Raw genomic sequence first — 25,368 nt, 5'->3', positions numbered from 1 at the left:
AGTTCCTGTACGCCGACAGACACGGAGTTGCGATGAGTTTGATGATATTCGCCTACCTGATCGGCGGACTGGTATTGCTGGTGGCAGGCGCCGAGGCCCTGGTACGCGGCGCGGTGAAACTGGCGGCGCGCTTTGGCATCTCGCCGTTGATCATTGGCCTGACGGTTGTCGCGTTCGGTACCAGCGCACCGGAAACGGCTGTCAGCATACAGGCCTCGCTGAACGGCAGCGGCGACATCGCGGTCGGCAATGTGATCGGCAGTAACATCGCCAACATTCTCCTGATCCTGGGACTGTCGGCCCTGATCGCACCGTTGCTGGTATCGCGCCAATTGGTGCGCCTCGACGTGCCGGTGATGATCGGCGCCGGTGTACTGACTTTCGCCCTTGCCTGGAACGGCAACGTCAGCCGGCTCGATGGCTGCATCCTGCTCGCACTTCTGCTGCTCTACACAGTGTTTCTGGTCATCGCCAGCAAACGCGAGAAGCAGCGTGCCCAGGTGGATGAGTTCACAATCGAATACGGGGTCAACAGCCAGGCGAGCGCGCTCGCCTGGGTCCCCCAACTGTTGCTGGTATTGCTTGGCCTGGGCCTGCTGGTCGCTGGCTCCAACCTGCTGATCGAGGGTGCGGTAGCCCTGGCGCGTGCGCTTGGTTTGTCCGAACTGGTGATCGGACTCACTGTGATCGCCGTTGGCACCTCGCTGCCGGAACTCGCGACGTCCCTGCTGGCGGTCTACCGTGGCGAGCGCGACATCGCCGTCGGCAACGTCGTCGGCAGTTGCATCTTCAATCTGCTACTGGTGCTGGGTGCAGGCGCGCTGGTCTCGACCAGCGGCCTGTCCATTTCTCCCAATGCGCTGGCATTCGATTTCCCGGTCATGCTTGCGGTATTCGCGGCCTGCCTGCCGATCTTTTTCTCCGGCTATCGAATCAACCGCTGGGAAGGCGCGATGTTCTTTGGCTACTACATGGCCTACACGCTTTACCTGGTGATGTTCTCCACCGGCCTGCCCGCCATCAACCTGTTGCGCCATGCAATGACTTGGTACGTATTGCCCTTGACCGCCATCACGCTTTTGGTGATCTTTCTGCGCGCCTGGAAACACCAGCGCTGAGCCCCCCTTTTCCTGGAGCGCCCCTTTCGTGTCCCTGATGACATTCGTCTATTTGATTGCAGGCCTGGTCCTTCTTGTCGCGGGTGCCGAGGTACTGGTACGGGGCGCGGCGAAGCTGGCTGCACAGTTCGGCATTCCGCCGCTGATCATCGGCCTCACCGTCGTAGCCTTCGGCACCAGCGCACCGGAGACCGCGGTGAGCGTGCAAGCCTCGCTGAATGGCAGCGGCGATATCGCCATCGGCAACGTAATCGGCAGCAATATCGCCAACGTGCTGCTGATCCTCGGCATGACCGCGTTGATCGCGCCGCTGATCGTGTCCCGACAGTTGATCCGCCTCGATGTGCCGATCATGATCGGCGCCAGCTTGGTCACCTATGCCCTGGCCTGGGACGGCTCGCTCAGTCGCCTGGACGGCGCGCTGTTGTTCTCCGCCGTCATCGCCTACACCCTGTTTCTGATCGTCAGCAGCCGACGCGCCAGTGCCGCGGCGACAGCCGACGACGAATTCGCCAAGGAGTTCGGCCTCGACGAAACACCAAAACCCCATGCCACGCTGATCAACGCCGGCCTGGTCATCGCCGGCCTGGTTCTACTGGTGACCGGCTCGAATTTCCTCGTGGAGGGCGCCGTATCGCTGGCGCGCGCATTGGGGCTGTCGGAGCTGGTGATCGGGCTGACGGTGATCGCCATCGGCACCTCGCTTCCGGAGCTGGCAACCTCGATCCTCGCCGCCATCCGCGGTGAGCGTGACATCGCCGTGGGCAATATCGTCGGTAGCAATATCTTCAACCTGCTCTGCGTCCTGGGGCTGGCTTCCCTGGTGTCGCCTGAAGCGATTACCGTCGCCGCCAACGCGCTGGCTTTCGATTTCCCGGTCATGATCGCGGTGGCCCTGGCCTGCCTGCCGATCTTTTTCACCGGCTATACCATCAACCGCTGGGAAGGCTTGCTGTTTCTCGCCTACTACGTCGCCTATACGCTCTACCTGGTGATGGTCAGCACCGGACGCCCGTTTGCCGAAACCCTCGGCGACGCGATGATCGGCTACGTCATCCCGCTGACAGCGGTGACCCTGCTGGTCATTGCCAGCCGAGCCTGGAAGCAGCAGCGCTGAAACGACCCATGCCGCCTGGATAGCGCGGGTCCCGGCGGCTCGGCAAGCGCCTCGGCTCAGCCTTCACGGGCCTGCAGCCGTGGCAACTCCACGACCTGCCCGGTGTCTGCTTCGTCGCTCATCCGGCTCAACGTGCCGTCGACCACGGCACCGTTCTCCATGCTCAGCTGGCGGTAGCGAATGTTGCCCCGCACCCGCGCGTTGGAATGCAGTTCGAGCACGTGCTCGACAACCAGATCACCCTCGATGGTGCCATCGATGAGCGCGTCGTGGCTGCTGACGCTGCCCTGGATCCGGCCTTCGGCGCTCAGCGCCAGAAGACTGTGCGTTCCGGGCTTGTGGCAGACGTTTCCGGTGATCGTGCCGCTGACCTTCAACCCGTCCTCAAACACCATGTCGCCCGTCAGCGATACGTTGCCGGAAATCAGGCTAGAGAATTGGTCGATCGTGAGGCGTACCGGCTTCTTCTTGCTGAACATCATTTACTCCAAGCTTAACGGGCGTTCTTCTGCTGCCGGAAGAACGCCAGGTCGGTCTGCAACCGCTCGATCTGCGTGGACAACAGGGCAATGCGCCCCAACAGTTGCTCGTGCGTCGCTTCGGCTTCCCGACGCTGCAGCCGGGCCTGCTCGAGCGCATCGTCCAGCGCGTGATTCTGGGCAACCAGCGCAGCAAGCTGCTGCGCGTGGGACGCGTCTTCTTCGATGCGCAGGTAGAGCAGCGCGGCCACCAGGCACAGCAACGCGGCGATACTCCATAGCCAGGGGCGGCCGGGACGTGCGGTCAGCAAGCGATGCTCGGCGCGCACCAACTTGCGCGTATCCGGCGGCCTAGTCGTCAGCTTGAGCATCGCTGACTCGCTCCAGATCGCCGAGGGCCAGAAAGCGCTGCGGGTCGACGAAACGCCCCTTGTGCAGCACTTCGAAATGAAGGTGCGGGCCGGTGGACCGACCGGTGGACCCAACCGCGCCGATCCGCTGCTCGGGGGTCACCACGTCGCCCGCCTGCACGTGCATGCGCGACAGATGGGCGTAGCGCGTCACCAGTCGGTTGCCGTGGTCGATCTCGATCAGCTTGCCGTACCCGCCGCGGGTGCCGGCAAAGCGAACCCGACCACCCGCGGCGGCGAGCACGTCGGAGCCGGTACGCAATGCAAAGTCCACCCCGGAATGAAAGGCCACCTGCTTTCGAAATGGGTCGATGCGGTTGCCGAAGGCCGAACCCAGCCGTGCGTCACCGACAGGACGGCGCGAGGGAATGGCCATCAGCGCCGCATTACGCTCGGCGACGCGCTGCATCATCCCGTCCAGCACCGCACGCATGCAGCGCGCGGACGCCTCGGTACGCTCAAGGTCTTCCAGCGATACGCTATCGGGGTCCAACGACAGGTCTTCCGAGCAGGCTCTTGGCGGCAACAGGATACCGCCCTGCCCGGCGTGCTCATGGGTCGAGCGGTCGGGTACCAACGCAGGCAGCAGGGTCGGGTCGAGGGCCGACAGTTGCGCGCTCAGAATACGCTGCTCGGCCATCATTTCCTGAAGCGCGAGCACATCGGATTCCAGGGACTTGAGCCGCCCGACCACTTTGCCTACGCGCGCGACGGCGAACAGCCCTTCGCGATCCAGGTCCGGCTCATCCAGACGAACCGCTGCGGGCTCGTCGTCTACATCCCGCCCGATCCAGACACCGCCTGCGAACGTGACGAGATTGAGCAGTAACAGCAACGCCAGCCCTGGGGCGAGCCTGCGACGCTGACTGACGACGCGGTTGGCATCGCGCGTCAGTGCTCGGTTCGAAGGTGAATAAAACGACATCATCAATTCCGGAAACAAGGGGCCAACCTCAGTTGGCAAGCCGTCGATCATCCGGAGCAATGTCAGGCAAGCCGGAACTTTTTTCTGAGGCTATAGTCCGATTACGACCATCCCGGCGCATCTCTTAAGCCGAAAAGCCAACCCCGGTCACAAACCGGGGAGCCGATGCCTAGATCCAGCCCAGCCAGCCCAGCAGAAATAGCCCGAGGTTGATGCTCACCGCCGCCATCAATGTCGTGACTACGATGATGATCGCAGCCAGCTGATGGTTGGCATTCACCGCCCGCGCCATGACGAAACTGGCGGAGGCCGTCGGGCTGGCGAAATAGAGAAACAGAATCCCCAGTTCCGCGCCGCGGAAGCCGAACAGCCAGGCGCCGACGGTCGCCAGCGCGGGAAGCCAGACCATTTTCATCAGGCTCGAACTCATCGCCATTCGGCTGCTCTCGCGCAGGACTGAAAGCGACAACGTGCCTCCAATGCATATGAGCGCGAGCGGCAAAGTCATCTGCGCGAAGTACTGGCCGGAGGTCATCAGCCAATCCGGCAGCGGAATCCGCCAATAGGCGAAGGGGACGGCCATGGTCACGCCAATGATCAGCGGGTTACGCAGGATGCTGAGCAGGATCGCGCCGGCCCGGGCCTGTCCGTCGGGATTGTAGATGGCCAGGATCAGGGCGGAGAGGCTGTTGTAGACCAGTATCACCACGCCCGCCAGCACACCGCCCAGCGACAAGCCGTAGTCCCCGTAAAGACTGGTCGCCAGCGCCAGGCCGACAATCCCGTTGTTACCGCGAAACGCCCCCTGAACATAGACGCCGCGATCCACCTGCGGGCAGCGCCACAGCGCCCAGGCCCAGGCGAGGAAGAACATCGTCACGGTGGCGAAGACGTAGTAGCTCAACAGGGCCGGCTGCAAGGCCGCGTCCAGATCGGCCCGGATGATCGAGAGGAACAGCAGCGTCGGCATCGTGGCGTTGAATACCAGCGATGAGGCCGTCTGGATAAAGGCTGCATCGATCCAGCCCAGTCGCCTGAGCGCTACACCGACAAACAGCATGACGAAGACCGGGGCGGTGACGCTCAGGGTCTGGATGACGACGGAAAGCATGGGCGAACTCTGGGATGACGGGCCGCGCTATGTTAACCGGAGTTGAACCATCAGCTTGAAGCCAAGGCTACGGCCATGCGTTTCGATCAGGGCGGCGGACAATGGGCCGCAGCGGTTATCGCCTCACCGGGCGCTTCTGCAGTTTGCGCTGCAACGTCCTCCGATGCATGCCCAAGGCGCGGGCTGTAGCCGATATATTGCCATCATGCTCGGCGAGCACGCGCTGAATGTGCTCCCATTGCAGGCGATCCACGGACATCGGGTTTTCCGGCACAAGCGTGTCGAGATCGGCATGCTTTGACAGCAATGCAGCCAGGACATCGTCGGCATCGGCCGGCTTGCAGAGATAGTTGCAGGCGCCACGCTTGATGGCCTCGACGGCGGTGGCAATGCTCGAATAGCCCGTGAGGATCAGCACCTTCATTTCAGGGTCGAGTTCGAGCAGCTTCGGCAACAGGACCAGCCCGGAATCGCCCTCCATCTTCAGGTCCAGCACCGCGTAATCGGGCAGTTCCTGCTTGGCCAGCTCCAGCCCTTCCTCGGCCGACCCGGCGATCCTGACCTGTAAACCACGGCGACTCATGGCGCGGGCCATTACCCGAGTGAATGTCGGGTCGTCATCCACCAGCAGCAGATGAGGCTGTTCTTCTCCTTCGTGCTGCAACTCTTCGCTCATGTTTGCATTCCTCGCATAGGGACACGTCAGGCTCATGCCCTGACCGAGCCATGCGGCAAGCGCAACTCGGTCAAAGTGCCACCGTCTTCGTGATTGTAGAGCTTCACCGTACCGCCGGCACGCGTAACGCTGGCCTGACTCAGAAACAGACCGAGGCCGAATCCCTTGCCTTTGGTCGTGATGAAGGGCCTGCCGATCTGTTCGGCGATGGCCAAGGGTACGCCAGCGCCATGATCCCGGATGGTCAGCTTGATCCACTGTGCATCCCAGTCCAGGCGGATGTCCAGATTATCCGGGCTCGCATCGGTGGCGTTATTCAACAGATTGAGCAGAGATTGCCCCAGATCAGCTGGCGGCATCAAACGAGGCGGCGTGCCCTTGCCCAGACACTGGAAGCGATAGGTTGCCTCGGGGTGCATCAGGTGCCAGCGTTGCAGCACCGACTCGACCCAGGCGCGCACGCTCTGTTCGACGATTGCCTGCCGGCGGTCCGCCTCCGCCGCGCGGACCAGCTGCCGCAGGCTTTCCTTGCACAACTGGACCTGCGATTGCAGCAACGCCAGGTCTTCGTTCAACGGACCCTGCTGGTATTCCTGGCGCAGTTCCTTGAGCAACACGCTCATGGTCGCCAGAGGCGTTCCCAGCTCATGTGCGGCACCGGCCGCCTGTGTCGCCACGGCCAGTAGTTGCTGATCGCGCATGCTTTCTTCGCGACGCTGGGCCTGCAACTGCTCCTGGCGGCGCAACTGCTCGGCCATACGTGCGACGAAGAAAGTAATCAGCGCCGCAGCCAGGGCGAAACTCAGCCACATTCCGTAGACCAGCAGCGTGGTGCGATCGATCGGCGGGGCGATGACCGGGTCGTACCACACCAGCATCAAGGTATAGCCCACCAGCGCCAGGCCGGACAGCACCACCGAGTACAGCCAGGGCAGTGTCGCCGCGGCGATGGTGAGCGGCACCAGGTAGTAGGAAACGAAAGGGTTGGTCGAGCCGCCCGAGTAATACAGCAGTGCGCTGTGGATCAGCAGGTCGGTGGCCAGGTGCGCGGCGTATTCAAGGTCGGTGACCGGCCACGGGCCACGCAGGCGCAACGCCGTGCCCAGGCAGATCAACGCGGAAACGGCCAGCGTGACGCCCAGATGGAACCACGGCAACCCGAACATCTGAGTGGCGTAGGCGAGCCCCACCGCGCCGGCCTGGGCAGCCAGTACGAGGACGCGGATCAGCGTGAGCAGACGGAGGTTCTGGCGACTGGCAGACAGCAGATGGACGGTGGCGTACATAGACTCTCCAAAGGATTCGCGAGTATAACCAAGCCGCCAGATAGCCAGCTCATCTGCGGCAACGCGACGCATGAAAACCTGCATATGACCTGTCGACGGGCTAAAGTCTGTGCGCCGCACCGCTGGTGCCATCGAATCCAGGAGTCTCCATGTTCGTTTCCGCCCCTCGCAGCGTTGCGCTGCTCGCCTGCATCGCCTGCCTGCCCGCCGCTGCCGACGAGCAGCACTACAACCAGATCGCCCTTCGCGCCGAAGCCAGTAGTGAAGTCGCCCACGACCGCATGCACGTCACGCTCTACAGCGAGGCCCAGCACGAAGACCCGGCACAGCTGGCCGCACAGACGACCGAGGCCATGAACAAAGCGTTGCAGCGTGCGCGTCAGGCCAGGGACATTGTCGTCAGCCAGGGTAGCCGCAGCAGTTATCCGGTCTATGAAGAAAAAGGCCAGCAGATCACCGCCTGGCGTGAACGCGCCGAGCTGCGCCTGGAAAGCGGCGATTTCGCCGCCCTCTCCAAGCTGACCGGCGAACTGATGCACGACCTGAAGATGGGCAGCATGCAGTTCAGCGTTTCCGACGCAATCCGCAAGCAGAACGAAGATGCCTTGCTCAAGGATGCCGTTGCCGCCTTCCGCGCCCGCGCCCAGTTGGCCACCGAAGCGCTCGGCGGTAGCGACTACAAGATTGTCAGCCTCAACCTGAGCAGCGGCGGCTACCAGCCGGTCATGCGCAACTTCGCCATGAAGGCCATGGACTCGATGCCGACGCCCGAGGTCGAGGCCGGCACCCGTCAGGTCAGCATCAACGCGGACGGCGTCATCGAAGTCCAGATGCCCTGAGGCCGCGTTCCTGTCGATAGCGTTGCGGGCGGGCACCGGCGCGCCCTTCACCGGCGGCTTCGTCTGGCCAGGTCAGCCGGGGCGCCTGCAGAAACACTCTGAAACACCTCCGCAAAGCCGGACGGCGCAAGGCCCCCAGCCCAGCGGAGGGGGTCTTGCCGGCGTTCTAGAAGCGATATCATTCCCAGCAGCAATCGCGAATCACTATCATGCGCACCACAGGTTCTCTCAAAAAAGGATTTACTGCGCATGCATGCCCCGTTCACTCGCTCCGCGCTTGCCGCCGCTCTGCTCAGCTGCAGCCTCCCCGCTCTCGCCGAGACCGATCCTGTCACGCTGAGTGACACCGTGGTCAGCGCCTCGGGCTTCGAACAAAAGATCACCGAAGCGCCGGCGAGCATCAGCGTGATCACCCGAGAGGAGTTGCAGGAGAAGCGATTCAGCAGCATCGCGGAGGCTTTGCAGGATGTTGAGGGCGTGGACGTGCGCGGCAACACCGGGAAGACCGGTGGGCTCAACATCAGCATGCGCGGCCTGCCCAGCGAGTACACCCTGATTCTCATCGACGGGCGTCGCCAGAACGCGCCGGGGGACGTGGCGCCGAATGGATTTGGCGAAACCTCGACCAGCTTCATGCCACCGCCTTCGGCAATCGAGCGGATCGAAGTGATCCGCGGCCCGATGTCCACCCTGTATGGCTCCGATGCGCTGGGCGGCGTGGTCAATATCATTACGCGCAAGGTCGGCAACGAGTGGGGTTCGGCAATCGGCGTCGAGCACACGCTGCAGGAAAACCACGATTACGGCGACAGCTCGAAAATCAACTTCTACACTGGCGGCCCGCTGATCGAGAACACGCTCGGCCTGGCATTACGCGGCAGCTTTTACGACCGCGACAGCTCCAGCCTGGAATTTTCCGACTCTCACGTTCCGCTGAGCAGTCGCGGACCGTCGCCGGTCGAAGCCGAAAACTGGAGCGCGGGTGGGCGACTGTCCTACACGCCGACCCAGGATCACGACATCACGCTGGATCTCGACCGTTCCGTACAGACTTACGGCAACGACGAATGCCAGCTAGGCACCCTGGACGGACGTAACAGAGTCTGCGCACCCGACCCGTTGGCCGCCAACGGTTACAGCGACGAGCTTCGCTTCGAACGTGAACAGGCGACCCTCGCTCACACGGCCCGCCTCGCGTTCGGTACGCTGGATTCCAGCCTGATGCGCAACACCACCAAAACCATTGGCCGCACCATTCCGGGCGAACCCATTGGCGGTAACGCCGGCTTACCCGGCGTACGGGTCGGCGACGACCGTGGCCTGAAAACCACCAACCTGGTGTTCGATAGCAAACTGGTCACGCCCATCGGCGACGCCAACCTGCTGACCGTCGGCGGCCAGTGGTGGGAAGCGGAAATGGAAGATGCCATCGCCCCGGAAACGTTCGAGCAAACCACGTGGGCACTGTTCGCCGAAAACGAGTGGCGCATGCGTGATGACCTGGCGCTTACCTTGGGCGCGCGCTATGACGACCATGAATCCTTCGGCGGTCATATAAGCCCGCGCGCTTATCTGGTATGGAACGCCACCGACGCCTGGACCATGAAAGGTGGGGTCAGCAAAGGCTACAAGACCCCCAACATCAATGACCTGCACGACGGTATCAATGGTGTCACAGGCCAAGGCGAGATCATCACTGTCGGTACGCCGGACCTCGACCCTGAAGAGTCAACCAGCTACGAGATGGGTGTCTACTACGACAACTACAGCGGATTCAATGCCAACGCCACGCTGTTCCACACGCAGTTCAAAGACAAGATCGTCAACGACTCGCCGGTCAACTGTCTGACCAATCCAGGCGGCACCTACTGCGATCTGCTGGTCGGCACACCGCAAACCGAATACGGCCAACTGGTCAACGTCGGCGAAGCCGAGACCCAAGGCATCGAACTGGCCACCCGAGTTCCGATCGCCGCCGGCTGGTGGGTCAACGCCAACTACACCTACACCGAGAGCGAACAGAAAAGCGGCGACAACAAGGGCCGTCCGCTGACCAACACACCGGATCACATGCTCAACGCTCGCCTCAACTGGCAGGCGACCGACCGCCTGAAAACCTGGCTGGCCTATGAATACCGCAGCGACACCCTGCGCTATCTCGATGCCCGTGCGAACCTCACCGGTAACGACGCTGCCGTTTACGATCAGGTCGGCAACGAGCTGAGCGCATACAGCCTGTTCCATCTGGGCGCCGCCTATCGGGCGACCGAGAACCTGACGCTGCAGGCGACCATCCACAACCTGTTCGACAAGGACTTCCTGCGCAGCGACGCCTATATCGGCAGCAGTGGCCTGGACTACGTCAGCGAATACAGCCACAGCACCCGCTCCACCGCAGGCTATATCCCCGAAGGCCGTCGCCTTTGGATGTCCGCCAACTTCACCTTCTGATCCACGCACAACGCAACGCAACGAAGCCGGGCCTGCCCGGCTTCGTTGTGTGAGGCTGGAGCCGGGGTTCGCAGACGCGAATGTATGCTGTCTGTAAATCTTTAGCATTCAACCTGGAAGCACCCTAGAATCGCGCCACCGCCCATTCGAACAAAGGATTTCCATGCAACTCTGGCTCGGCACCCTGCGCCAATGGCACTGGATCAGCTCCGCGCTGTGCCTGGTTGGCATGTTGCTGTTCGCCGTTACGGGAATCACCTTGAACCATGCGTCTCAGATCGAGGCGAAGCCGACGATCATCGAACGAGAGGCGTCGCTGCCGGCGCCCTTGCAGCAAACGCTAATGGCCGATCCGCCCGCCGAAGGCCTGCCGGACGATCTGAAAGGCTGGCTGGAGAACGAGCTGAGCATCGACTTGACCGGCCGGGACGCCGAATGGAGCGACGGCGAACTCTACGTCGCCCTGCCCCGCCCTGGCGGCGATGCCTGGCTGAGCCTGGCGCTGGAAAACGGCGAGTTGCTCTACGAATCTACCGACCGTGGTTGGATTTCCTACCTCAACGACCTGCATAAGGGTCGTAACACCGGCACGGCCTGGAGCTGGTTCATCGATATCTTTGCCGTAGCCTGCGTCATTTTCAGCCTCACCGGACTGCTGCTGCTGCAGCGACATGCAACCGGCCGCCCCGGCACCTGGCCACTGGTCGGGCTGGGCCTGGTGATTCCGGTGCTGCTGGCCCTGCTGTTCATTCACTAAGGACCCGCGATGCGTAAATCCGTGCTGTTGCCCCTCGCCCTGTTCAGCGCGCCGCTGATGGCGGCCGATCTGCAAGTTTCCGTCGAGATTCCGCGACTGCAGGTCGCCGAGTATCACCGCCCCTACGTGGCGATCTGGCTGGAGCGTCCGGACCAGAGCCACGCCGCCAACCTGGCGGTGTGGTACGACACGAAGTTGAAGGACAAGGAAGGCGAGAAATGGCTGAAGGACCTGCGCCAGTGGTGGCGACGCAGCGGACGCACCGTCGAATTGCCGATTGACGGTGTCAGCGCCGCGACCCGCGCCGTCGGCCACCATAGCCTGTCCTTCGATGGCGATCAGGCTCCGCTCGAAGACCTGGCGCCCGGCGAGTACCGCCTGGTTGTAGAAGCCGCCCGGGAGGTGGGGGGGCGCGAATTGCTGCGTGTTCCGTTCAGTTGGCCGCCCACCCGACCGCAGACCCACCAGGCCCAGGGCGAAAGCGAACTGGGCGCCATTTCCGTCACTGTCACCCCCTGACTCAGGAAGCCGATATGAAACCAATGATCAAATGGACCGCCCTGGCACTGGCGGTCTGCCTGCCCCTCTCCGCCCAGGCCCACCGTGCCTGGATGCTGCCGTCGGCGACCGTCCTGTCTGGCGAAGATCCCTGGATCACCGTGGACGCAGCCGTCTCCAACGACCTGTTCTACTTCGAACACTTCCCGCTACGCCTCAAGGGCATCGGCAATCTCGATGACGCGCCGGCTGGCGGCCCTCCGGGCATGCGCCCACGCCCGGCCCCCGAGCTTCAGTTGCTCGCACCGGATGGTTCGACGCTCAAGGCCGAAAACGGCAATCTCGGGCGCTACCGCAGCACCTTCGACCTGCATCTGACGCAAAAAGGCACCTATAAGCTGGCCGTTGCAAACGACGGGCTGTTCGCCAGCTGGAAGGAAAACGGCCAATCCCGGCGCTGGATGGGCAGCCCGGACAGCTTCGCCAAGGATGTTCCGGCCAAGGCCGACGACCTCAAGGTGAGCCAGACCAGCAGCCGCATGGAAGTCTTCGTGACCTCCGGCAACCCCACCGAGACGGTACTGAAAACCACGGGCAAGGGTCTGGAACTGGCTCCGATCACTCACCCCAATGACCTGTTCGCCGGCGAAGCGGCCGAGTTCACCTTCCTGCTCGACGGCAAGCCCGCAGCCGGCGTCGAGATCAGCGTGATTCCTGGCGGCAATCGTTATCGCGACCAGCTCGGCGAGATCAATGCAAAAACCGATGAACAAGGCAAGGTCAGCATCACCTGGCCGGAAGCCGGCATGTACTGGCTGGAGGCGGAACTGAAGACCGACAAGGGCGTCACCCAGCCCGCCACCGAGCGCCGAGCCAGCTACAGCGCCACGCTGGAAGTGCTCGCGCCTTAACGGTGCGCGAACGGCAGCGGCGACGGGCTGCCGCTGCCTCGTCGGCTACCGCGTGAACCCATGCCGCGCAGGGCATGCACAGGCGCGGTACGCTGCGGCCAGCCGACTATGCGCTGCGCCTGCTCGATGATCGTCCACAACTCACAGCACGTACCCACCGTTCGTCAACCGCAGGAGACGGTCTACCTTGCCTCGCTTCCCCGCGCTCCAGTCCTGGGCCCCGCCTTTGGCGTGCGCGCTACTGGCCGTCGTGCTTTTCGAGTGGCAGCCGCCGCGACACGTCTCGGCGATACTGGTGATCGCGGCCTATCTCGGCATATGCCTGCTGGTCTGGCATCGTCATCGGCGGAACACGCCAGCCAAGGCGCAGCCGGGCACCGACACGCTGCTGGTTGCCTATGCCAGTCAAGGCGGGCATGCCCGCGAGCTGGCCGAACGCAGCGTCAGCCAGTTGCGCGATGCAGGGCTGGAGGTTGAAAGCCGGGCGCTGAACCGGATTGACGCGACGACACTCGCGACGCAGCGCCGCATGCTCTTTATCGTCAGCACCTACGGCGAAGGCGAAGCGCCGGACAACGCCGCCCATTTCGAACGACGCCTGTCGAACATGAACAGCGGCCTTCCCACATTGGAATACGCCCTGCTCGCGCTCGGCGATCGTCAGTACACCCGCTTCTGCGGCTTCGGCCGGCGACTCGATGCCCGGCTCCGCCAGTTGGGTGCCCAGCCACTGTTCGACAGCCTGGAAGTGGATCGCAGCGATGCCGGCGCGCTGCGCCACTGGCAACATCAGCTCGGACACCTCAGCGGCCGCAGCGACTTCGTCGATTGGCAGCCGGCGCCCTATCGACCCTGGCGGCTGGACAGCCGCCAGTTGCTGAATCCAGGCAGTGCCGGCGCCGCGATCTTCCAGCTGACGCTTTATCCGACCGACTCTACGCCGCCATGGCGCGCCGGCGATATCGCCGAGATCGGGCCACGCCACGCCGACGCCTCCGTTGCGCAACGGCTTCGACACGCCGGCTTCGACCCCGCCCAGCCAGTCGAAGGCGGGCAGACGCTGGCGGCCGTGCTGGCTTCGAAGCGGCTGCCACCGGCCTCCGATGGGCTGAACGATCTGGATATCGAGGCGCTGCTGGCACTGCCACAGCTGCCGCACCGTGAATATTCGATCGCCTCGATTCCCGAGGAGGGCCGTATACAGCTGCTGGTGCGTGAGACGCGGCATGCCGATGGTCAGCTCGGCCTGGGCTCAGGCTGGCTCTGCCGGCATGCCGTGCCGGGTGATCCTATCGATCTTCGCATTCGCAGCAACCCCGGTTTTCACGGGCCGGAGCCGCAGCGCCCGATGATCCTGATCGGCAACGGCACCGGCCTGGCCGGGCTGCGCGCTCACCTGCGCGAGCGTGCCGCTACACCGGGTTCACGCAACTGGCTGTTGTTCGGCGAGCGTAACGCGGCGCATGACCAACTGTTGCATGACGAACTGCACGGATGGCTGCAATCGGGCCATCTGCAACGGCTCGACCTGGCGTTTTCACGCGATCAGGCGGAAAAAATCTACGTCCAGCATGTACTCCGTGATGCGGCGGATGAGCTGCGCCAGTGGATCGACGAGGGCGCCGCCGTTTATGTCTGTGGAAGCCTCGAAGGGATGGGACGCGAGGTGCAGCAGATTCTCGCCGGTGTGCTGGGCGCGGGGCGGTTGCAGGCGCTTCGCGACGAAGGCCGCTACCGGCGCGATCTCTACTGATTCGCTGCGGGAGTCGTTGTGATGTCAGCCGGCGATCCGCTGCCGGACCCGCGGCCGGTACCCAACGGGCGTTGACCGCGCCCTGGAGCCCGTCACGGCAAGGCGGGCCAGGAACGAAGCCTTGAAAAAAACCCCGCCTATCGGCGGGGCTCGTCCTCGACCCGACCGCGGGCAAGCGGCCGTGCCTGAAACGTCGATCAGAAGTGGAAGTTGGTGCTCAGCAGCGCCGTACGACCCGCGGCCTGGCTGGCATAGTGCGCGCCATAGGCCCTGTCGTAATACGTCTCGTCGGTCAGGTTCTGCACATTGACCTGCAGGTCGAGATGCTTGCTGACCTTGTAACTGGCCATCGCGTCGTAACGCCAGTACGAGTCGACCATCACCGTGTTGGCGGTGTTGCCGTAGACCTCATCGACGTAGAACGCCCCACCACCGACGACCAGCTTGTCGGTCACATCATAGGTAGTCCAGAGGCTGAAGGAGTGGTTCGGCGTGTTCGCCAACTGATTGCCATTGTCCGGATTGGTCGGGCTGGTGACGGCGCCCGCCCGGTTACCGACCGCGCCGCCTTCGACGAGCTCGCTGTCCAGATAGCTGTACCCTGCGAAGACGTTCCACTTGGGCGTCAGACGTCCGGTGGCGGTCAGCTCGTAACCGTCCACGCGGGTCTTTCCGACGTTTTCGTAGGTGAAGTCGGTGGCCAGCACGCGCGCGTTGTCCTTTTCAGTGCGGAACACCGCCGCCGCGAGGGACAGCCGGTTGTCGAGCAGATCCCACTTGGTACCGATCTCGTAATTGGTGGTTTCTTCGGGCTCCATATCGCTACGAATGCTTCCAGCGGTGCCGTTCCCGTTGTTCAGCGAGTTCGGTTCCGCGCCTTCGCCCAGCGTGGAGCCGGGCGGCGTCGCCGATGTCGCATAGGACACGTAGAAGCTGCCGTTCTCGACCGGCTTGTAAACCAGGCCCAGCTGGCCGGTTATGAACTCGCTGGTATCTTCGATACGGGTCACGCCGGTTGCGGCGCGGGTCTTGGCCTGGGTCTCGAAGTAGTCGTAACGCAGGCCCATGTTCAGCAGCCATTGCTGGGTCAGTTCAAGCGTGTCGAATGCCCAGAGCGCCCGCGTATCGGCATCGGATTCGGTGCCGTAGTAATTACGCGTGATAGCGCCGGTGTAAGCCTGGTCCGGGTTCGGGTTCGACAGCGACGTACAGTCGCCGGAAGCAACGAGTGCGGGCGTGCAGGTACCGGCATTGGTGCCTGGCAGGCTATAGCCGGAGCGATCCACGGACTCGCGACCCAGCTCCACGCCGAACGAAAAGCTGTTCTTGAAACCGGCGATCACGGTTTCGCCGAACAGCTCGGTCTGGTTGAGGGTGCCGGTGGTATTGCTCACGCGCTGGTTGGCGCGTCGGAACACCTGATCGTTGAGGATATTGCCCTTGCTGTCATCCGGCTGGCTCCAGATGTAGTCCTGCATGGAGCTGCCATGACGAAGGGTGTTCTTGACCGTCAGGTTGTCGCTCAGGTCGTGCTCGATGGCAATCGTCGAGATATCGGCGCGCCCTTTGGAAAAGTCGCGATGCTTGAGGCCATAGAAATTGCTGCTGTCGCCACCATCGGTCGGCTTGTCCGGGTTGGCCGATGTGCGTCCGGCCGTCGAGCCCGCGTTCAGGCTGTAGGGGATACCCGAATCGGGCAGATCGTCGTTTTCCATGTGGTAGTAATCGAGGAAAACACGCGTGGGCGTACCCAGCCCGAAGGCGAGCGAAGCAGCCAGGCCCCAGCGGTCGTTGTTCACCGCATCGCGACCGGCGACGTTGCTTTCATGGCGCATCAGATTCAAACGCCCGGCGGCGGTATCGCTGAGCTGGTAGTTGCCGTCAAGGGTGTAGCGCTGGGTCTGGTCCGAGCCCCAGGTGAAGCCGCCGTCGAGCGAATTGCCCAGATGCGCCTTCTTGCTCACCAGGTTGATACTGCCCCCCGCCGCGTTGCGTCCGCCCATGGCCGAGTCCGACCCCTTGACCACTTCCACCGCCTCGATGGCGAAGATTTCGCGGTTCTGCGCACCGGTATCACGAACACCGTCCAGGTACATGCTGCTTTGCGAGTCGAAACCACGAATGAACGGACGGTCACCCGTCGGGTTACCGCCCTCGCCCGCCCCCATGGTGATACCTGGCACGGTACGCAACGCGTCCTGCAGGTTCAGCGAGTGGGTGTCCTTGAGCACCTGTTGAGGCACGACGGTGACCGAGCGTGGCGTATCGCGCAACGGCGCGGTGTATTTGGATGACTGCGCCTGATCGACCCGGTAATCGCCATTGTCCACCGCATCGCCCGTCACGGTCGTGGTGCCCAGGCTGAGTGGCTCGGATTGAGCGGCTTGTGCCAGCGGTGCGGCTGAAATGCCGGTCATGGCAACACCGACGGCGGTGGCGATAAGACGCGGCGTGGAAACGGGGCGATCCAAAGGCATCGAAGACATCGTTGTTCTCGTTGAAGGAAGTCTGAGGTCGCGAAATCTAGAACAAACGATAATCGATATCAATTAGCGCAAGAAAAAAATTTACTGAATGTTTCCGAAGGTGTCGCCAAGCGGCCTGAGACTAATTATCATTTGCGACCCATTCAGCTTCCAGTGCGATCGACATGCTGCTGCACATCCCCGCTGTCTTCAGTTCCGACGAAGCCATACGCATCCGCGCCGCACTCGAGCAAGCCCAGTGGGTCGACGGCAAGGTCACGGCGGGCTACCAGTCGGCCAGATCCAAGCACAATCTCCAGCTACCGGAGGATGCGCCGCTGGCCAGGGAGATTGCCGAGGCGATGCTCCAGCGCCTCTGGCAGAATCCCCTGTTCATGTCCGCAGCCCTGCCTCACAAGGTGTTTCCACCGCTGTTCAATTGCTACACCGAGGGCGGCGCCTTCGGCTATCACATCGACAACGCCATCCGCCAGGTGAAGAACAGCCCGGAGCGCGTGCGCACCGATGTCTCCGCGACGCTGTTTTTCAGCGATCCGAACGACTATGACGGCGGCGAACTGGTAATCCAGGACACCTACGGCACCCAGCGGGTCAAGTTTGCCGCGGGCGATCTGGTGCTGTACCCGGCAACCAGTCTGCACAAGGTCGAGCCGGTAACGCGTGGGGCGCGCATCGCCTCATTCTTCTGGACCCAGAGCCTGGTGCGCGACGACGGTCAACGCACCCTGCTCTACGAGATGGACCAGGCGATCCAGCGACTGACACAGGACGTCCCGGAGCATCCGTCACTCGTGCAATTGACCGGCACCTACCACAACCTGCTGCGCCGATGGTCGGACGTCTAGGTGCGTTATCTTCCTCGTCGCGAAGAGGTGTCCGCCGACCGGCTGGCCGATCTGCTGGCCGGCGCACCGCGCGAAGCGGCGCGCACCATCCTCACCGCCGCACAAACGGGCCTGGCCGACGCCCAGGTCATGCTCGGCCAGATATTGCTGGAAGGCCGGGGCATCCAGCGCGACCCGGAGCTGGCGGTGCGCTGGTTTCGGATTGCGCGCGAGCACCGCCACCCAATGGCGCACAACATGCTCGGGCGCTGTCTCGAGCATGGCTGGGGCTGCGAGCCGAACCCCTCGGCGGCGGCGCGCGAGTACCGCCAGGCGGCTGAACGGGGCCTTGACTGGGGCATGTACAACCTGGCCAACCTGCTCGCCACCGGTCGAGGCGTCACGCAGGACCAGGCGCAGGCGTTGCACCTGTACCGCCGGGCCGCCGAGCTTGGGCATGCGAAATCGATGAACCTGCTGGGCCGCTACCTTGAAGAGGGCCTGGTGGTGCCGGCCGATCAGGCCGCAGCCTGGGACTGGTACCGGCGCTCAGCCGAGGGCGGCGATTTTCGCGGCCAGTTCAGCCATGCCGCGGTGTTGATCGCCCAGCGGCGCTGGGAAGACGCCCGTCACTGGCTGACCCAGGCCCTGTCGCTCGGCCATCTGATGTTTTTGCGCAAGGCGCGGGACGAACTACTGGCCGCGCGGATCGGGCCGATTGCCGATATCGCAATGGCCTATGTGGCCCGCTGCGCCGATATCGGTGATCAGGGCGATCGACTGATCGCCCGCCAGATCGCCGAGTCCTCGCCAACCGAATCCAAAGCCACTGAAGGCCCAAACCTGTAGAAGGCGCGACTCGCGGCGAATGCGGAGCAAAGGGCCGCGCAGGGCCCAACGCTAGTGGGATCGGATGATCCCAAACAGAAAAGCTTCGCCCCGGGGGCGGGCCTCCCACGCCACGTCAAGCCCGTGGAAGGCCCAAACCTGTGGGAGGCGCGACTCGCGGCGAATGCGGAGCAAAGGGCCGCGCAGGGCCCAACGCTAATGGGAGTCGGATGGTCCCCGACAGAAAAGCTTCGCCCCGGGGGCGGGCCTCCCACAGCACTTCAAAGCCACTGAAGGCCCAAACCTGTGGGAGGCGCGACTCGCGGCGAATGCGGAGCAAAGGGCCGCGCAGGGCCAACGCTCGGTGGGATCGGATGGTCCCAGACACAAAAGCTTCGCCCCGGGGGCGGGCCTCCCACAGCACATCAAGCCAGTGAAGGGCTCAAACTTGTGGGAGGCGCGACTCGCGGCGAATGCGGACCAAAAGGGCCGCGCAGGGCCCAATGATGGGTGGGATCGGATGATCCCAGACAGAAAAGCTTCGCCCCGGGGGCGGGCCTCCCACAGCACATCAAGCCAGTGAAGGCCCAAACCTGTGGGAGGCGCGACCCGCGGCGAATGCGGAGCAAAGGGCCGGGCAGGGCCAAATGATGGGTGGGATCGACGATACCAGACAGAAAAGCTTCGCCCCGGGGGCGGGCCTCCCACGCCACGTCAAGCCCGTGGAAGGCCCAAACATGTGGGAGGCGCGACTCGCGGCGAATGCGGGTTACGCTATGTCGCGCGGCTGCTTACAGGTAGTAGGCCTTCAGCGGCGGGAAGCCATTGAACTCCACCGCGCTGTAGCTGGTGGTGTATGCGCCAGTCGAAAGCCAGTACATGCGGTCGCCGATCGCCAGATTCAGCGGCAGTCCGTACTTGTAGTTTTCGTACATGATATCGGCGCTGTCGCAGGTCGGCCCGGCGATCACCACTTCTTCCATCTCGCCTTTCTTCTCGGTCCAGATCGGGAACTTGATCGCTTCGCCCATGGTTTCGATCAGACCGGAGAACATACCGACGTCTGTATAGACCCAACGCTCGACGGCGGTACGCGACTTGCGCGCCACCAGCACCACTTCGCTTACCAGGATGCCCGCGTTGGCGATCAGCGAACGGCCCGGCTCGAGGATGATTTCCGGCAGGTCGTCACCGAAGTCCTCCTTGAGAAAGCGGATGATTTCCTCGGCGTAGGTTTCCAGGCTGTTGGTCCGGGTGATGTAGTTGGCCGGGAAGCCGCCCCCCATGTTGATCATTTTCAGCTCGATGCCGTCTTCTTCCTTCAGGCGCTCGAAGATGACCTTCACCTTGGCAATCGCGGCGTCCCATACGGAAATGTCACGCTGCTGCGAGCCAACGTGGAAGGAGATCCCGTAAGGCTCGAGCTTCAACTGGCGGGCGAGAATCAACAGGTCCATCGCCATGTCGGTCTGGCAGCCGAACTTGCGCGACAGCGGCCAGTCCGCCGTGGTCGAGCCTTCGGTGAGAATCCGTACGTACACCTTGGAGCCCGGTGCGGCCTTGGCAATGTTGCGCAGGTCGGCTTCCGAGTCGGTGGCGAACATGCGCACGCCCTTGTCGTAGAAGTAGCGGATGTCCTTGGCTTTCTTGATGGTGTTGCCGTAGCTGATACGCTCCGGACCGACGCCGCGGGACATCACCTTGTCCAGCTCGTAGATCGAGGCGATGTCGAAGTTCGAGCCCTTGTCGCGCAGCAGGTCGATGATTTCGACCGCCGGATTGGCCTTCACCGCGTAATAGACCTTGGCAAACTCGAAACCGGCGCGCAGATCGTCATAGGCGGTGCTGATGGTCTCGGTGTCGATGACCACGAATGGCGTCTCGTGCTGGTCAGCGAAAGACTTCATTTTCTGAAAAGTGGATCGGGAATAGTAATCTTCGATCTTGATCGACATGCATGGCTCCAAATCGGGAAACGTAAAGTCGGATGAGGGGACTAGGGTCTATTCCCGTTTCACTGCGAGCCGCGTTGCGCCAAATGACGCCAGGCAAGGCGCGGGACGCCGGTATGCTCGTTTCCTTGCCGCGTCCCATGACACCGCACGGTGCATCTGTCGCGCACCCCGCAAGGGACGGGCGGCCGCAGCCGCGACTGGACGGAAACAGACCCTAACTAGAACGCCTGATCAGTTTCCCCACTTTGGTTCGCCTACTTCCCAAGGCATGTCGCCGAGTATCACGGCCAAATCGACGGCATCGGATGCAGTGACTTGGTGATTCCTGATCTCTCGTCGTCAGTACTTGAGCCGGATGGATCGTTGCCAGCATGGACGTTCGGGCGCGAACTTTAGAACCACAGCTGTTTCAGATCAATGAAAAATCCGCACTCGCTCCATTTTTTGCCGCATTGGCGAACCTACCCTACTCAAACCGACAGATGTGCTGCGCCGATGTTCCGTTCGTCCCGCCCCGCCAGGGAGGGCCGGCCAACCCTGCCGCCTTGACGGGCCACGCCGGGGCGCGACCTTTGCGCTATAATCGCCGGCTTTTTCCGACACGCTTTCAATACCGGGACCGCCATGACCTCTCAGGCCGCCGAAGTCGCGAAGCGCCGCACCTTCGCCATCATTTCCCACCCCGACGCGGGCAAGACCACCATCACCGAAAAGCTGCTGCTGATGGGCAAGGCGATTGCGGTGGCAGGCACCGTGAAGTCGCGTAAATCCGACCGTCACGCCACCTCCGACTGGATGGAAATGGAAAAGCAGCGCGGCATCTCCATCACCACCTCGGTGATGCAGTTCCCCTACCGCGAGCACATGATCAACCTGCTCGACACCCCCGGCCACGAAGACTTTTCGGAAGACACCTATCGCACCCTGACCGCGGTGGACTCGGCGCTGATGGTCCTCGACGGCGGTAAGGGTGTCGAACCGCGCACCATCGCCCTGATGGACGTTTGCCGACTGCGCGACACGCCCATCGTCAGTTTCATCAACAAACTCGACCGGGATATCCGCGACCCTATCGAACTGCTCGACGAGATCGAAGCAGTGCTCAAGATCAAGGCCGCGCCGATCACCTGGCCGATCGGTTGCTACCGCGACTTCAAGGGCGTGTACCACCTCAAGGATGACTACATCATCGTCTACACGCCGGGCCACGGGCACGAGCGCACCGACGTCAAAATCATCGAGAAACTCGATTCCGACGAGGCGCGCAAGCACATCGGCGACGAGTACGACCGCTTCGTCGAGCAGCTGGAATTGGTCCAGGGCGCCTGCCACGAGTTCGATCAGGACGAGTTCATCAAGGGTCAACTGACGCCGGTGTTCTTCGGTACGGCGCTGGGCAACTTCGGCGTCGACCATGTGCTCGATGCGGTCGTTGACTGGGCGCCGCGCCCGCTGCCCCGTGCGGCCAACGAGCGCGTCGTCGAGCCGGTCGAGGACAAGTTCACCGGCTTCGTGTTCAAGATCCAGGCGAACATGGACCCCAAGCACCGCGACCGCATCGCCTTCATGCGCATCTGCTCGGGCAAGTATGAAAAGGGCATGAAGCTGCGCCACGCGCGCATTGGCAAGGACATCCGCATCGCCGACGCCCTGACATTCTTCTCGAGCGAGCGTGAGCAGCTGGAAGAAGCCTGGGCCGGCGACATCATCGGCTTGCACAACCACGGCACGATCCAGATCGGCGATACCTTTACCGAGGGTGAAAATCTCGGGTTCACCGGTATTCCGCACTTCGCCCCGGAACTGTTCCGCCGCGTCCGCCTGAAAGACCCGCTCAAATCCAAGCAGCTGCGCCAGGGTCTCCAGGAACTGGCCGAGGAAGGCGCCACCCAGGTTTTTTTCCCCGAGCGAAACAACGACATCATTCTGGGCGCGGTCGGTGTCCTGCAGTTCGACGTCGTCGCCAGCCGCCTGAAGGAGGAATACAAGGTCGAATGCGCGTATGAGGCGATCAACGTCTGGTCGGCTCGCTGGATCGAGTGCGATGACAAGAAGAAGCTCGACGACTTCAAGAACAAGGCCTACGAAAACCTCGCCATCGACGGAGGCGGCCACCTCACTTACCTGGCGCCGACCCGCGTCAACCTGAGCCTGATGGAAGAGCGCTGGCCGGACGTGAAATTCCGCGCAACACGCGAGCACCACTGATCGGCGACTGCGCAAGCCCAGCGGCATTTCACAAGGCCGTGAAATGCCGAGCGAACGTGCCTCGCCCGAGCAACGACCATTCGCCAAGCGCCTGCGCAGCCAACCGACTGAGCGCGAGCGCCTGCCGTGCGCCATCCTACGCAACCCTGGCCTGGTGGAGACGAGGTTTCGCCGCCAGCACCATTTTTTACTGCGCGGACGCTGCGGGCCGGCGCGGCGACACCTGCCGCGAACTCGACCCGACGCCGGCGTTCTGCCTCGCTATTGCGCTTCGTCCAGCGTCCACGCCAACACCGAGTCTCCTATTCGAGTCCCGAACGATCCATGGCCGCCAGCCATCTGCACCACGTACTGCTTGCCGGTGCTTTCCGAAACGTAAGTCATCGGGGTGGCTTGGCCGCCTGCGGGCAGCCTGCCTTTCCATAATTCCTTGCCGCTCTGAAGGTCGTAGGCGCGCAGGTAGTAATCCAGCGTGCCGCTCATGAAGGCAACGCCGCCAGCCGTCACGATCGGTCCGCCCAGCGCAGGCGTGCCGACCGGCAGCGCAATACCCAGCGGTGCACTGTCGCGGCTGGTGCCGTTCTTGTGCATCCAGACTTTTTGCATGGTGCGCAGATCGACCGCACTGACGAAGCCCCACGGCGGCGTCTGGCACGGCAGCCCGAGCACCGACATGAAGGGTTGCAGCCGCACCATGTAAGGCGCCCCGAGGTTGGGCTGCAGGCCTGTCTCGCCGCCGCCGGTGCGCTCTTGCGGATCGACTTCGCTGCGTTTGACCAGTTGGGAGATGAATGCCAGATAGTTCGGCGCGCCAAACAGCAGTTGTCGGCTCGGATCGACCGCCACGGACGGCCAGTTGAACGTGCCGACGTTACCCGGATAGATCAGCGAGCCCTGCTCGGACGGTGGAGTGAAATCGCCGTCGTAGCGCAGTTTGCGGAACTGGATGCGGCACATCATCTGGTCCAGCGGCGTGCCGCCCCACATGTCTTTTTCCTGCAGCGGCGCATCGGGCGCGTAGCTCAATGCCGACACGGGCTGGGTCGGCGCGGCGTAGTCGCCCTCTACCGTCCCCTGCGGCACGGGTATTTCATCGACCGGAACGATCGGCTCGCCGGTGCGACGGTTCAGCACGTAAAGATCGCCACGCTTGGTCGGCTGGATGATGGCCGGCACCGTGCCCTGCGGTCCGTCGATGTCGACCAGCGTCGGTTGCGATGGCAAGTCGCGGTCCCAGAGGTCGTGATGCACCGTCTGGAATTCCCAGCGCACCTTGCCGGTCGCCAGATCCAGCGCAACCAGCGTATCGGTGAAACGCTCCGATTCAGGTGTGCGGGGCACGGCCCACTGGTCGGGCGTCTGATTGCCGGTCGGGATGTAGACCAGCCCGAGCGTTTCGTCCGCGGTCGCAATGGTCCAGGCGTTCGGCGTGCTACGCACGTAGGTTTCTCCCGGCGCCAGCGGCTCGGTGGCGTCCGGATTGCCCGGATCGAAATTCCACATCAGCCGCCCGTTGCGTACGTCGTAGGCACGAATGACGCCGCCGGGCGAATCCACTGCCCCGTTATCGGTGATGGAGCCGCCGACGATGACCAGCTTCTCGGTCACCACAGGAGGGGATGTCGGCAAGTAGACGCCTAGCGCCCCTTCACCGAGGCCGGCCTTGAGGTCAACCACGCCGGCGTCGCCGAAATCCTCGCAGGGCTTGCCATCCTCGGCGTCGAGCGCGACCAGGGTCCCGTCATTGGTGGGCAGGAACAGTCGGCGCTCACAGCGAGCGGTGGACGGGTCCGGTTGGGGTGCGGAGCGGGTCGCCGCGCCATAGGCAGCGGCATCGTGGTAGGCGAGGCCGCGACAGGTCATGTGCTGGTAGTACTGCGCGTCGCGGTTGATGCTCGGGTCGAATCGCCAGCGCTCCTCGCCGGTATCGGCATCCAGTGCGATGGCGATGCTGTGGGGCGTGCAGATGAACAGCTTGTCGCCTGCCTTGAGGGGGGTGACCTGGTTGGTCAGTTCACCCGGATCGCCCTCACCCGGCAGATCGCCGGTGTGATATTCCCAGGCCTTTTTCAGCCGATCGACATTCTCAGGGGTGATCAGATCAGCCGTCGAGTAGCGATCGCCGCGGCTGGAGCCGCCATAGGCAGTCCATTCGTTCGCCGAACGGCCGGCCTGCCCGTCGGGGCGGAGGCCCTGCATCTGGGCGTCGCTGAATTCACCCTCGATCGACCCGTAATCCTGTGTCAGCGAATAGCCGGCCATCAGCGCGCCCGCCAGTACGCCAAGCGCGAGCAGACCGCTGGCGCCATCGCGCCAGACTAATTCATCACTCACGTAGCGATTGACCCAGGGCAGGATCAACCAGAGCCCAAGGATGCACCAGAGGTCGATCCGCGGCGCCAACTGCCACCAGTCGAAACGGACCTCGTAGATCGTCCAGATCAGCGTCCCCAGCAGCAGCAGCGCATACAACCAGATCGCCGCGCGATGTCGAACGAACAGCAGGCCCGCCACGACCAGCAGCCCGAAGCCGGCCGTCAGGTAGTACCAGGAGCCACCCAACAGGGCGAGGTAGCCACCGCCGATCGTCATCAGCGCGCCCAACAGCAGTATGACCCCGGCGGTCAGGGTGATACGCAAGGGGCGAGGCCCGTATTCGATGCTCATCCAGACTCTCCTGCCGAGTGGGTTCATCCGCTGTCAGCGAAACCTTCTGAAACAAAGTTATGACCGTTA

The 25,368-nt window shown here is 63.1% G+C and carries 20 protein-coding genes; 11 read left to right on the top strand and 9 right to left on the bottom strand.

Annotation, left to right across the window (positions count from 1 at the left end):
- Positions 1–32 precede the first annotated feature (32 nt).
- Positions 33–1,118, top strand: coding sequence for a calcium/sodium antiporter (locus tag GQA94_RS07835; protein ID WP_158187483.1), 1,086 nt, complete (start codon positions 33–35; stop codon positions 1,116–1,118).
- Positions 1,119–1,146: 28 nt separating this feature from the next.
- Positions 1,147–2,235, top strand: coding sequence for a calcium/sodium antiporter (locus tag GQA94_RS07830; protein ID WP_158187482.1), 1,089 nt, complete (start codon positions 1,147–1,149; stop codon positions 2,233–2,235).
- A gap of 56 nt (positions 2,236–2,291) precedes the next feature.
- Here the strand turns inward: GQA94_RS07830 and GQA94_RS07825 are convergent, their stop codons facing one another.
- The 6 genes from GQA94_RS07825 to GQA94_RS07800 all read right to left on the bottom strand — a co-directional run bounded on the left by GQA94_RS07825 (position 2,292) and on the right by GQA94_RS07800 (position 7,122).
- Positions 2,292–2,714, bottom strand: coding sequence for a bactofilin family protein (locus tag GQA94_RS07825; RefSeq protein ID WP_158187481.1), 423 nt, complete (start codon positions 2,712–2,714; stop codon positions 2,292–2,294).
- 14 nt (positions 2,715–2,728) lie between these two features.
- Positions 2,729–3,085, bottom strand: coding sequence for a hypothetical protein (locus GQA94_RS07820; RefSeq protein WP_158187480.1), 357 nt, complete (start codon positions 3,083–3,085; stop codon positions 2,729–2,731).
- A complete protein-coding gene (locus tag GQA94_RS07815) occupies positions 3,066–4,049 on the bottom strand; it encodes a M23 family metallopeptidase (RefSeq protein WP_158187479.1) in 984 nt (327 codons plus the stop codon). The genes GQA94_RS07820 and GQA94_RS07815 overlap by 20 nt, the downstream gene beginning before the upstream one ends.
- A gap of 169 nt (positions 4,050–4,218) precedes the next feature.
- Entirely contained in the window at positions 4,219–5,160 is a 942-nt protein-coding gene (locus GQA94_RS07810) for an AEC family transporter (RefSeq protein WP_158187478.1), read from the bottom strand.
- 115 nt (positions 5,161–5,275) lie between these two features.
- Positions 5,276–5,836, bottom strand: coding sequence for a response regulator transcription factor (locus tag GQA94_RS07805; protein ID WP_158187477.1), 561 nt, complete (start codon positions 5,834–5,836; stop codon positions 5,276–5,278).
- 32 nt (positions 5,837–5,868) lie between these two features.
- Complete coding sequence (locus GQA94_RS07800; RefSeq protein WP_158187476.1) at positions 5,869–7,122, bottom strand: ATP-binding protein; 1,254 nt, start codon at positions 7,120–7,122, stop codon at positions 5,869–5,871.
- Between the two features lie 149 nt (positions 7,123–7,271).
- On the opposite strand from GQA94_RS07800, the gene GQA94_RS07795 reads away from it, so the two are divergent.
- The 6 genes from GQA94_RS07795 to GQA94_RS07770 all read left to right on the top strand — a co-directional run bounded on the left by GQA94_RS07795 (position 7,272) and on the right by GQA94_RS07770 (position 14,331).
- Positions 7,272–7,961 (top strand): SIMPL domain-containing protein, encoded by a 690-nt coding sequence (locus GQA94_RS07795; RefSeq protein ID WP_158187475.1) that lies wholly within the window; start codon positions 7,272–7,274, stop codon positions 7,959–7,961.
- A 249-nt stretch (positions 7,962–8,210) separates the two neighbouring features.
- Positions 8,211–10,412, top strand: a complete 2,202-nt coding sequence (locus GQA94_RS07790; RefSeq protein ID WP_158187474.1) for a TonB-dependent receptor domain-containing protein — start codon at positions 8,211–8,213, stop codon at positions 10,410–10,412.
- Positions 10,413–10,575: 163 nt separating this feature from the next.
- Positions 10,576–11,169, top strand: coding sequence for a PepSY-associated TM helix domain-containing protein (locus tag GQA94_RS07785; protein WP_158187473.1), 594 nt, complete (start codon positions 10,576–10,578; stop codon positions 11,167–11,169).
- Positions 11,170–11,178: 9 nt separating this feature from the next.
- On the top strand, positions 11,179–11,688 hold the full coding sequence (locus GQA94_RS07780; RefSeq protein WP_158187472.1) for a DUF2271 domain-containing protein: 510 nt from the start codon (positions 11,179–11,181) through the stop codon (positions 11,686–11,688).
- A 14-nt stretch (positions 11,689–11,702) separates the two neighbouring features.
- Positions 11,703–12,578, top strand: a complete 876-nt coding sequence (locus tag GQA94_RS07775; RefSeq protein ID WP_158187471.1) for a DUF4198 domain-containing protein — start codon at positions 11,703–11,705, stop codon at positions 12,576–12,578.
- A gap of 187 nt (positions 12,579–12,765) precedes the next feature.
- Complete coding sequence (locus GQA94_RS07770) at positions 12,766–14,331, top strand: sulfite reductase subunit alpha (protein ID WP_158187470.1); 1,566 nt, start codon at positions 12,766–12,768, stop codon at positions 14,329–14,331.
- A 197-nt stretch (positions 14,332–14,528) separates the two neighbouring features.
- Here the strand turns inward: GQA94_RS07770 and GQA94_RS07765 are convergent, their stop codons facing one another.
- The gene (locus GQA94_RS07765) at positions 14,529–16,817 is read right to left on the bottom strand and encodes a TonB-dependent receptor (protein WP_158187469.1); all 2,289 of its coding nucleotides are present in this window, start codon (positions 16,815–16,817) and stop codon (positions 14,529–14,531) included.
- 164 nt (positions 16,818–16,981) lie between these two features.
- Between GQA94_RS07765 and GQA94_RS07760 the strand changes: the two genes are divergently transcribed.
- Together GQA94_RS07760 and GQA94_RS07755 are read left to right on the top strand one after the other, a co-directional pair.
- Positions 16,982–17,662: a Fe2+-dependent dioxygenase gene (locus GQA94_RS07760; RefSeq protein WP_158187468.1), complete on the top strand. Its 681-nt coding sequence runs from the start codon at positions 16,982–16,984 to the stop codon at positions 17,660–17,662.
- Positions 17,663–18,490 carry a tetratricopeptide repeat protein gene (locus GQA94_RS07755; protein ID WP_158187467.1) on the top strand — a complete coding sequence of 276 codons (828 nt, stop codon included), beginning with the start codon at positions 17,663–17,665 and terminating at the stop codon, positions 18,488–18,490.
- Positions 18,491–19,260: 770 nt separating this feature from the next.
- On the opposite strand, the gene GQA94_RS07750 is transcribed toward GQA94_RS07755, so the two are convergent.
- Positions 19,261–20,424 carry a type III PLP-dependent enzyme gene (locus GQA94_RS07750; protein WP_158187466.1) on the bottom strand — a complete coding sequence of 388 codons (1,164 nt, stop codon included), beginning with the start codon at positions 20,422–20,424 and terminating at the stop codon, positions 19,261–19,263.
- 624 nt (positions 20,425–21,048) lie between these two features.
- Between GQA94_RS07750 and GQA94_RS07745 the strand changes: the two genes are divergently transcribed.
- Positions 21,049–22,632, top strand: coding sequence for a peptide chain release factor 3 (locus tag GQA94_RS07745; RefSeq protein WP_158187465.1), 1,584 nt, complete (start codon positions 21,049–21,051; stop codon positions 22,630–22,632).
- A 261-nt stretch (positions 22,633–22,893) separates the two neighbouring features.
- Here GQA94_RS07745 and GQA94_RS07740 read toward each other — a convergent pair whose 3' ends face one another.
- Complete coding sequence (locus GQA94_RS07740) at positions 22,894–25,299, bottom strand: membrane-bound PQQ-dependent dehydrogenase, glucose/quinate/shikimate family (RefSeq protein ID WP_158187464.1); 2,406 nt, start codon at positions 25,297–25,299, stop codon at positions 22,894–22,896.
- Positions 25,300–25,368 lie beyond the last annotated feature (69 nt).

The sequence above is a fragment of the Stutzerimonas stutzeri genome, assembly GCF_009789555.1.
Classification (GTDB): Bacteria; Pseudomonadota; Gammaproteobacteria; order Pseudomonadales; family Pseudomonadaceae; genus Stutzerimonas; species Stutzerimonas stutzeri_R.
Note: the sequence above shows the minus strand (reverse complement) of the source record. Positions and strands in the feature narration are given on the sequence as shown.

Excerpts from the sequence above, each read along its gene's own strand:
- GQA94_RS07835 (WP_158187483.1), top strand. The coding sequence starts at position 33 with ATGAGTTTGATGATATTCGCCTACCTGATCGGCGGACTGGTATTGCTG.
- GQA94_RS07825 (WP_158187481.1), bottom strand. The coding sequence starts at position 2,714 with ATGTTCAGCAAGAAGAAGCCGGTACGCCTCACGATCGACCAATTCTCT.
- GQA94_RS07820 (WP_158187480.1), bottom strand. The coding sequence starts at position 3,085 with ATGCTCAAGCTGACGACTAGGCCGCCGGATACGCGCAAGTTGGTGCGC.
- GQA94_RS07815 (WP_158187479.1), bottom strand. The coding sequence starts at position 4,049 with ATGTCGTTTTATTCACCTTCGAACCGAGCACTGACGCGCGATGCCAAC.
- GQA94_RS07810 (WP_158187478.1), bottom strand. The coding sequence starts at position 5,160 with ATGCTTTCCGTCGTCATCCAGACCCTGAGCGTCACCGCCCCGGTCTTC.
- GQA94_RS07805 (WP_158187477.1), bottom strand. The coding sequence starts at position 5,836 with ATGAGCGAAGAGTTGCAGCACGAAGGAGAAGAACAGCCTCATCTGCTG.
- GQA94_RS07800 (WP_158187476.1), bottom strand. The coding sequence starts at position 7,122 with ATGTACGCCACCGTCCATCTGCTGTCTGCCAGTCGCCAGAACCTCCGT.
- GQA94_RS07795 (WP_158187475.1), top strand. The coding sequence starts at position 7,272 with ATGTTCGTTTCCGCCCCTCGCAGCGTTGCGCTGCTCGCCTGCATCGCC.
- GQA94_RS07790 (WP_158187474.1), top strand. The coding sequence starts at position 8,211 with ATGCATGCCCCGTTCACTCGCTCCGCGCTTGCCGCCGCTCTGCTCAGC.
- GQA94_RS07785 (WP_158187473.1), top strand. The coding sequence starts at position 10,576 with ATGCAACTCTGGCTCGGCACCCTGCGCCAATGGCACTGGATCAGCTCC.
- GQA94_RS07780 (WP_158187472.1), top strand. The coding sequence starts at position 11,179 with ATGCGTAAATCCGTGCTGTTGCCCCTCGCCCTGTTCAGCGCGCCGCTG.
- GQA94_RS07775 (WP_158187471.1), top strand. The coding sequence starts at position 11,703 with ATGAAACCAATGATCAAATGGACCGCCCTGGCACTGGCGGTCTGCCTG.
- GQA94_RS07765 (WP_158187469.1), bottom strand. The coding sequence starts at position 16,817 with ATGTCTTCGATGCCTTTGGATCGCCCCGTTTCCACGCCGCGTCTTATC.
- GQA94_RS07760 (WP_158187468.1), top strand. The coding sequence starts at position 16,982 with ATGCTGCTGCACATCCCCGCTGTCTTCAGTTCCGACGAAGCCATACGC.
- GQA94_RS07750 (WP_158187466.1), bottom strand. The coding sequence starts at position 20,424 with ATGTCGATCAAGATCGAAGATTACTATTCCCGATCCACTTTTCAGAAA.
- GQA94_RS07745 (WP_158187465.1), top strand. The coding sequence starts at position 21,049 with ATGACCTCTCAGGCCGCCGAAGTCGCGAAGCGCCGCACCTTCGCCATC.
- GQA94_RS07740 (WP_158187464.1), bottom strand. The coding sequence starts at position 25,299 with ATGAGCATCGAATACGGGCCTCGCCCCTTGCGTATCACCCTGACCGCC.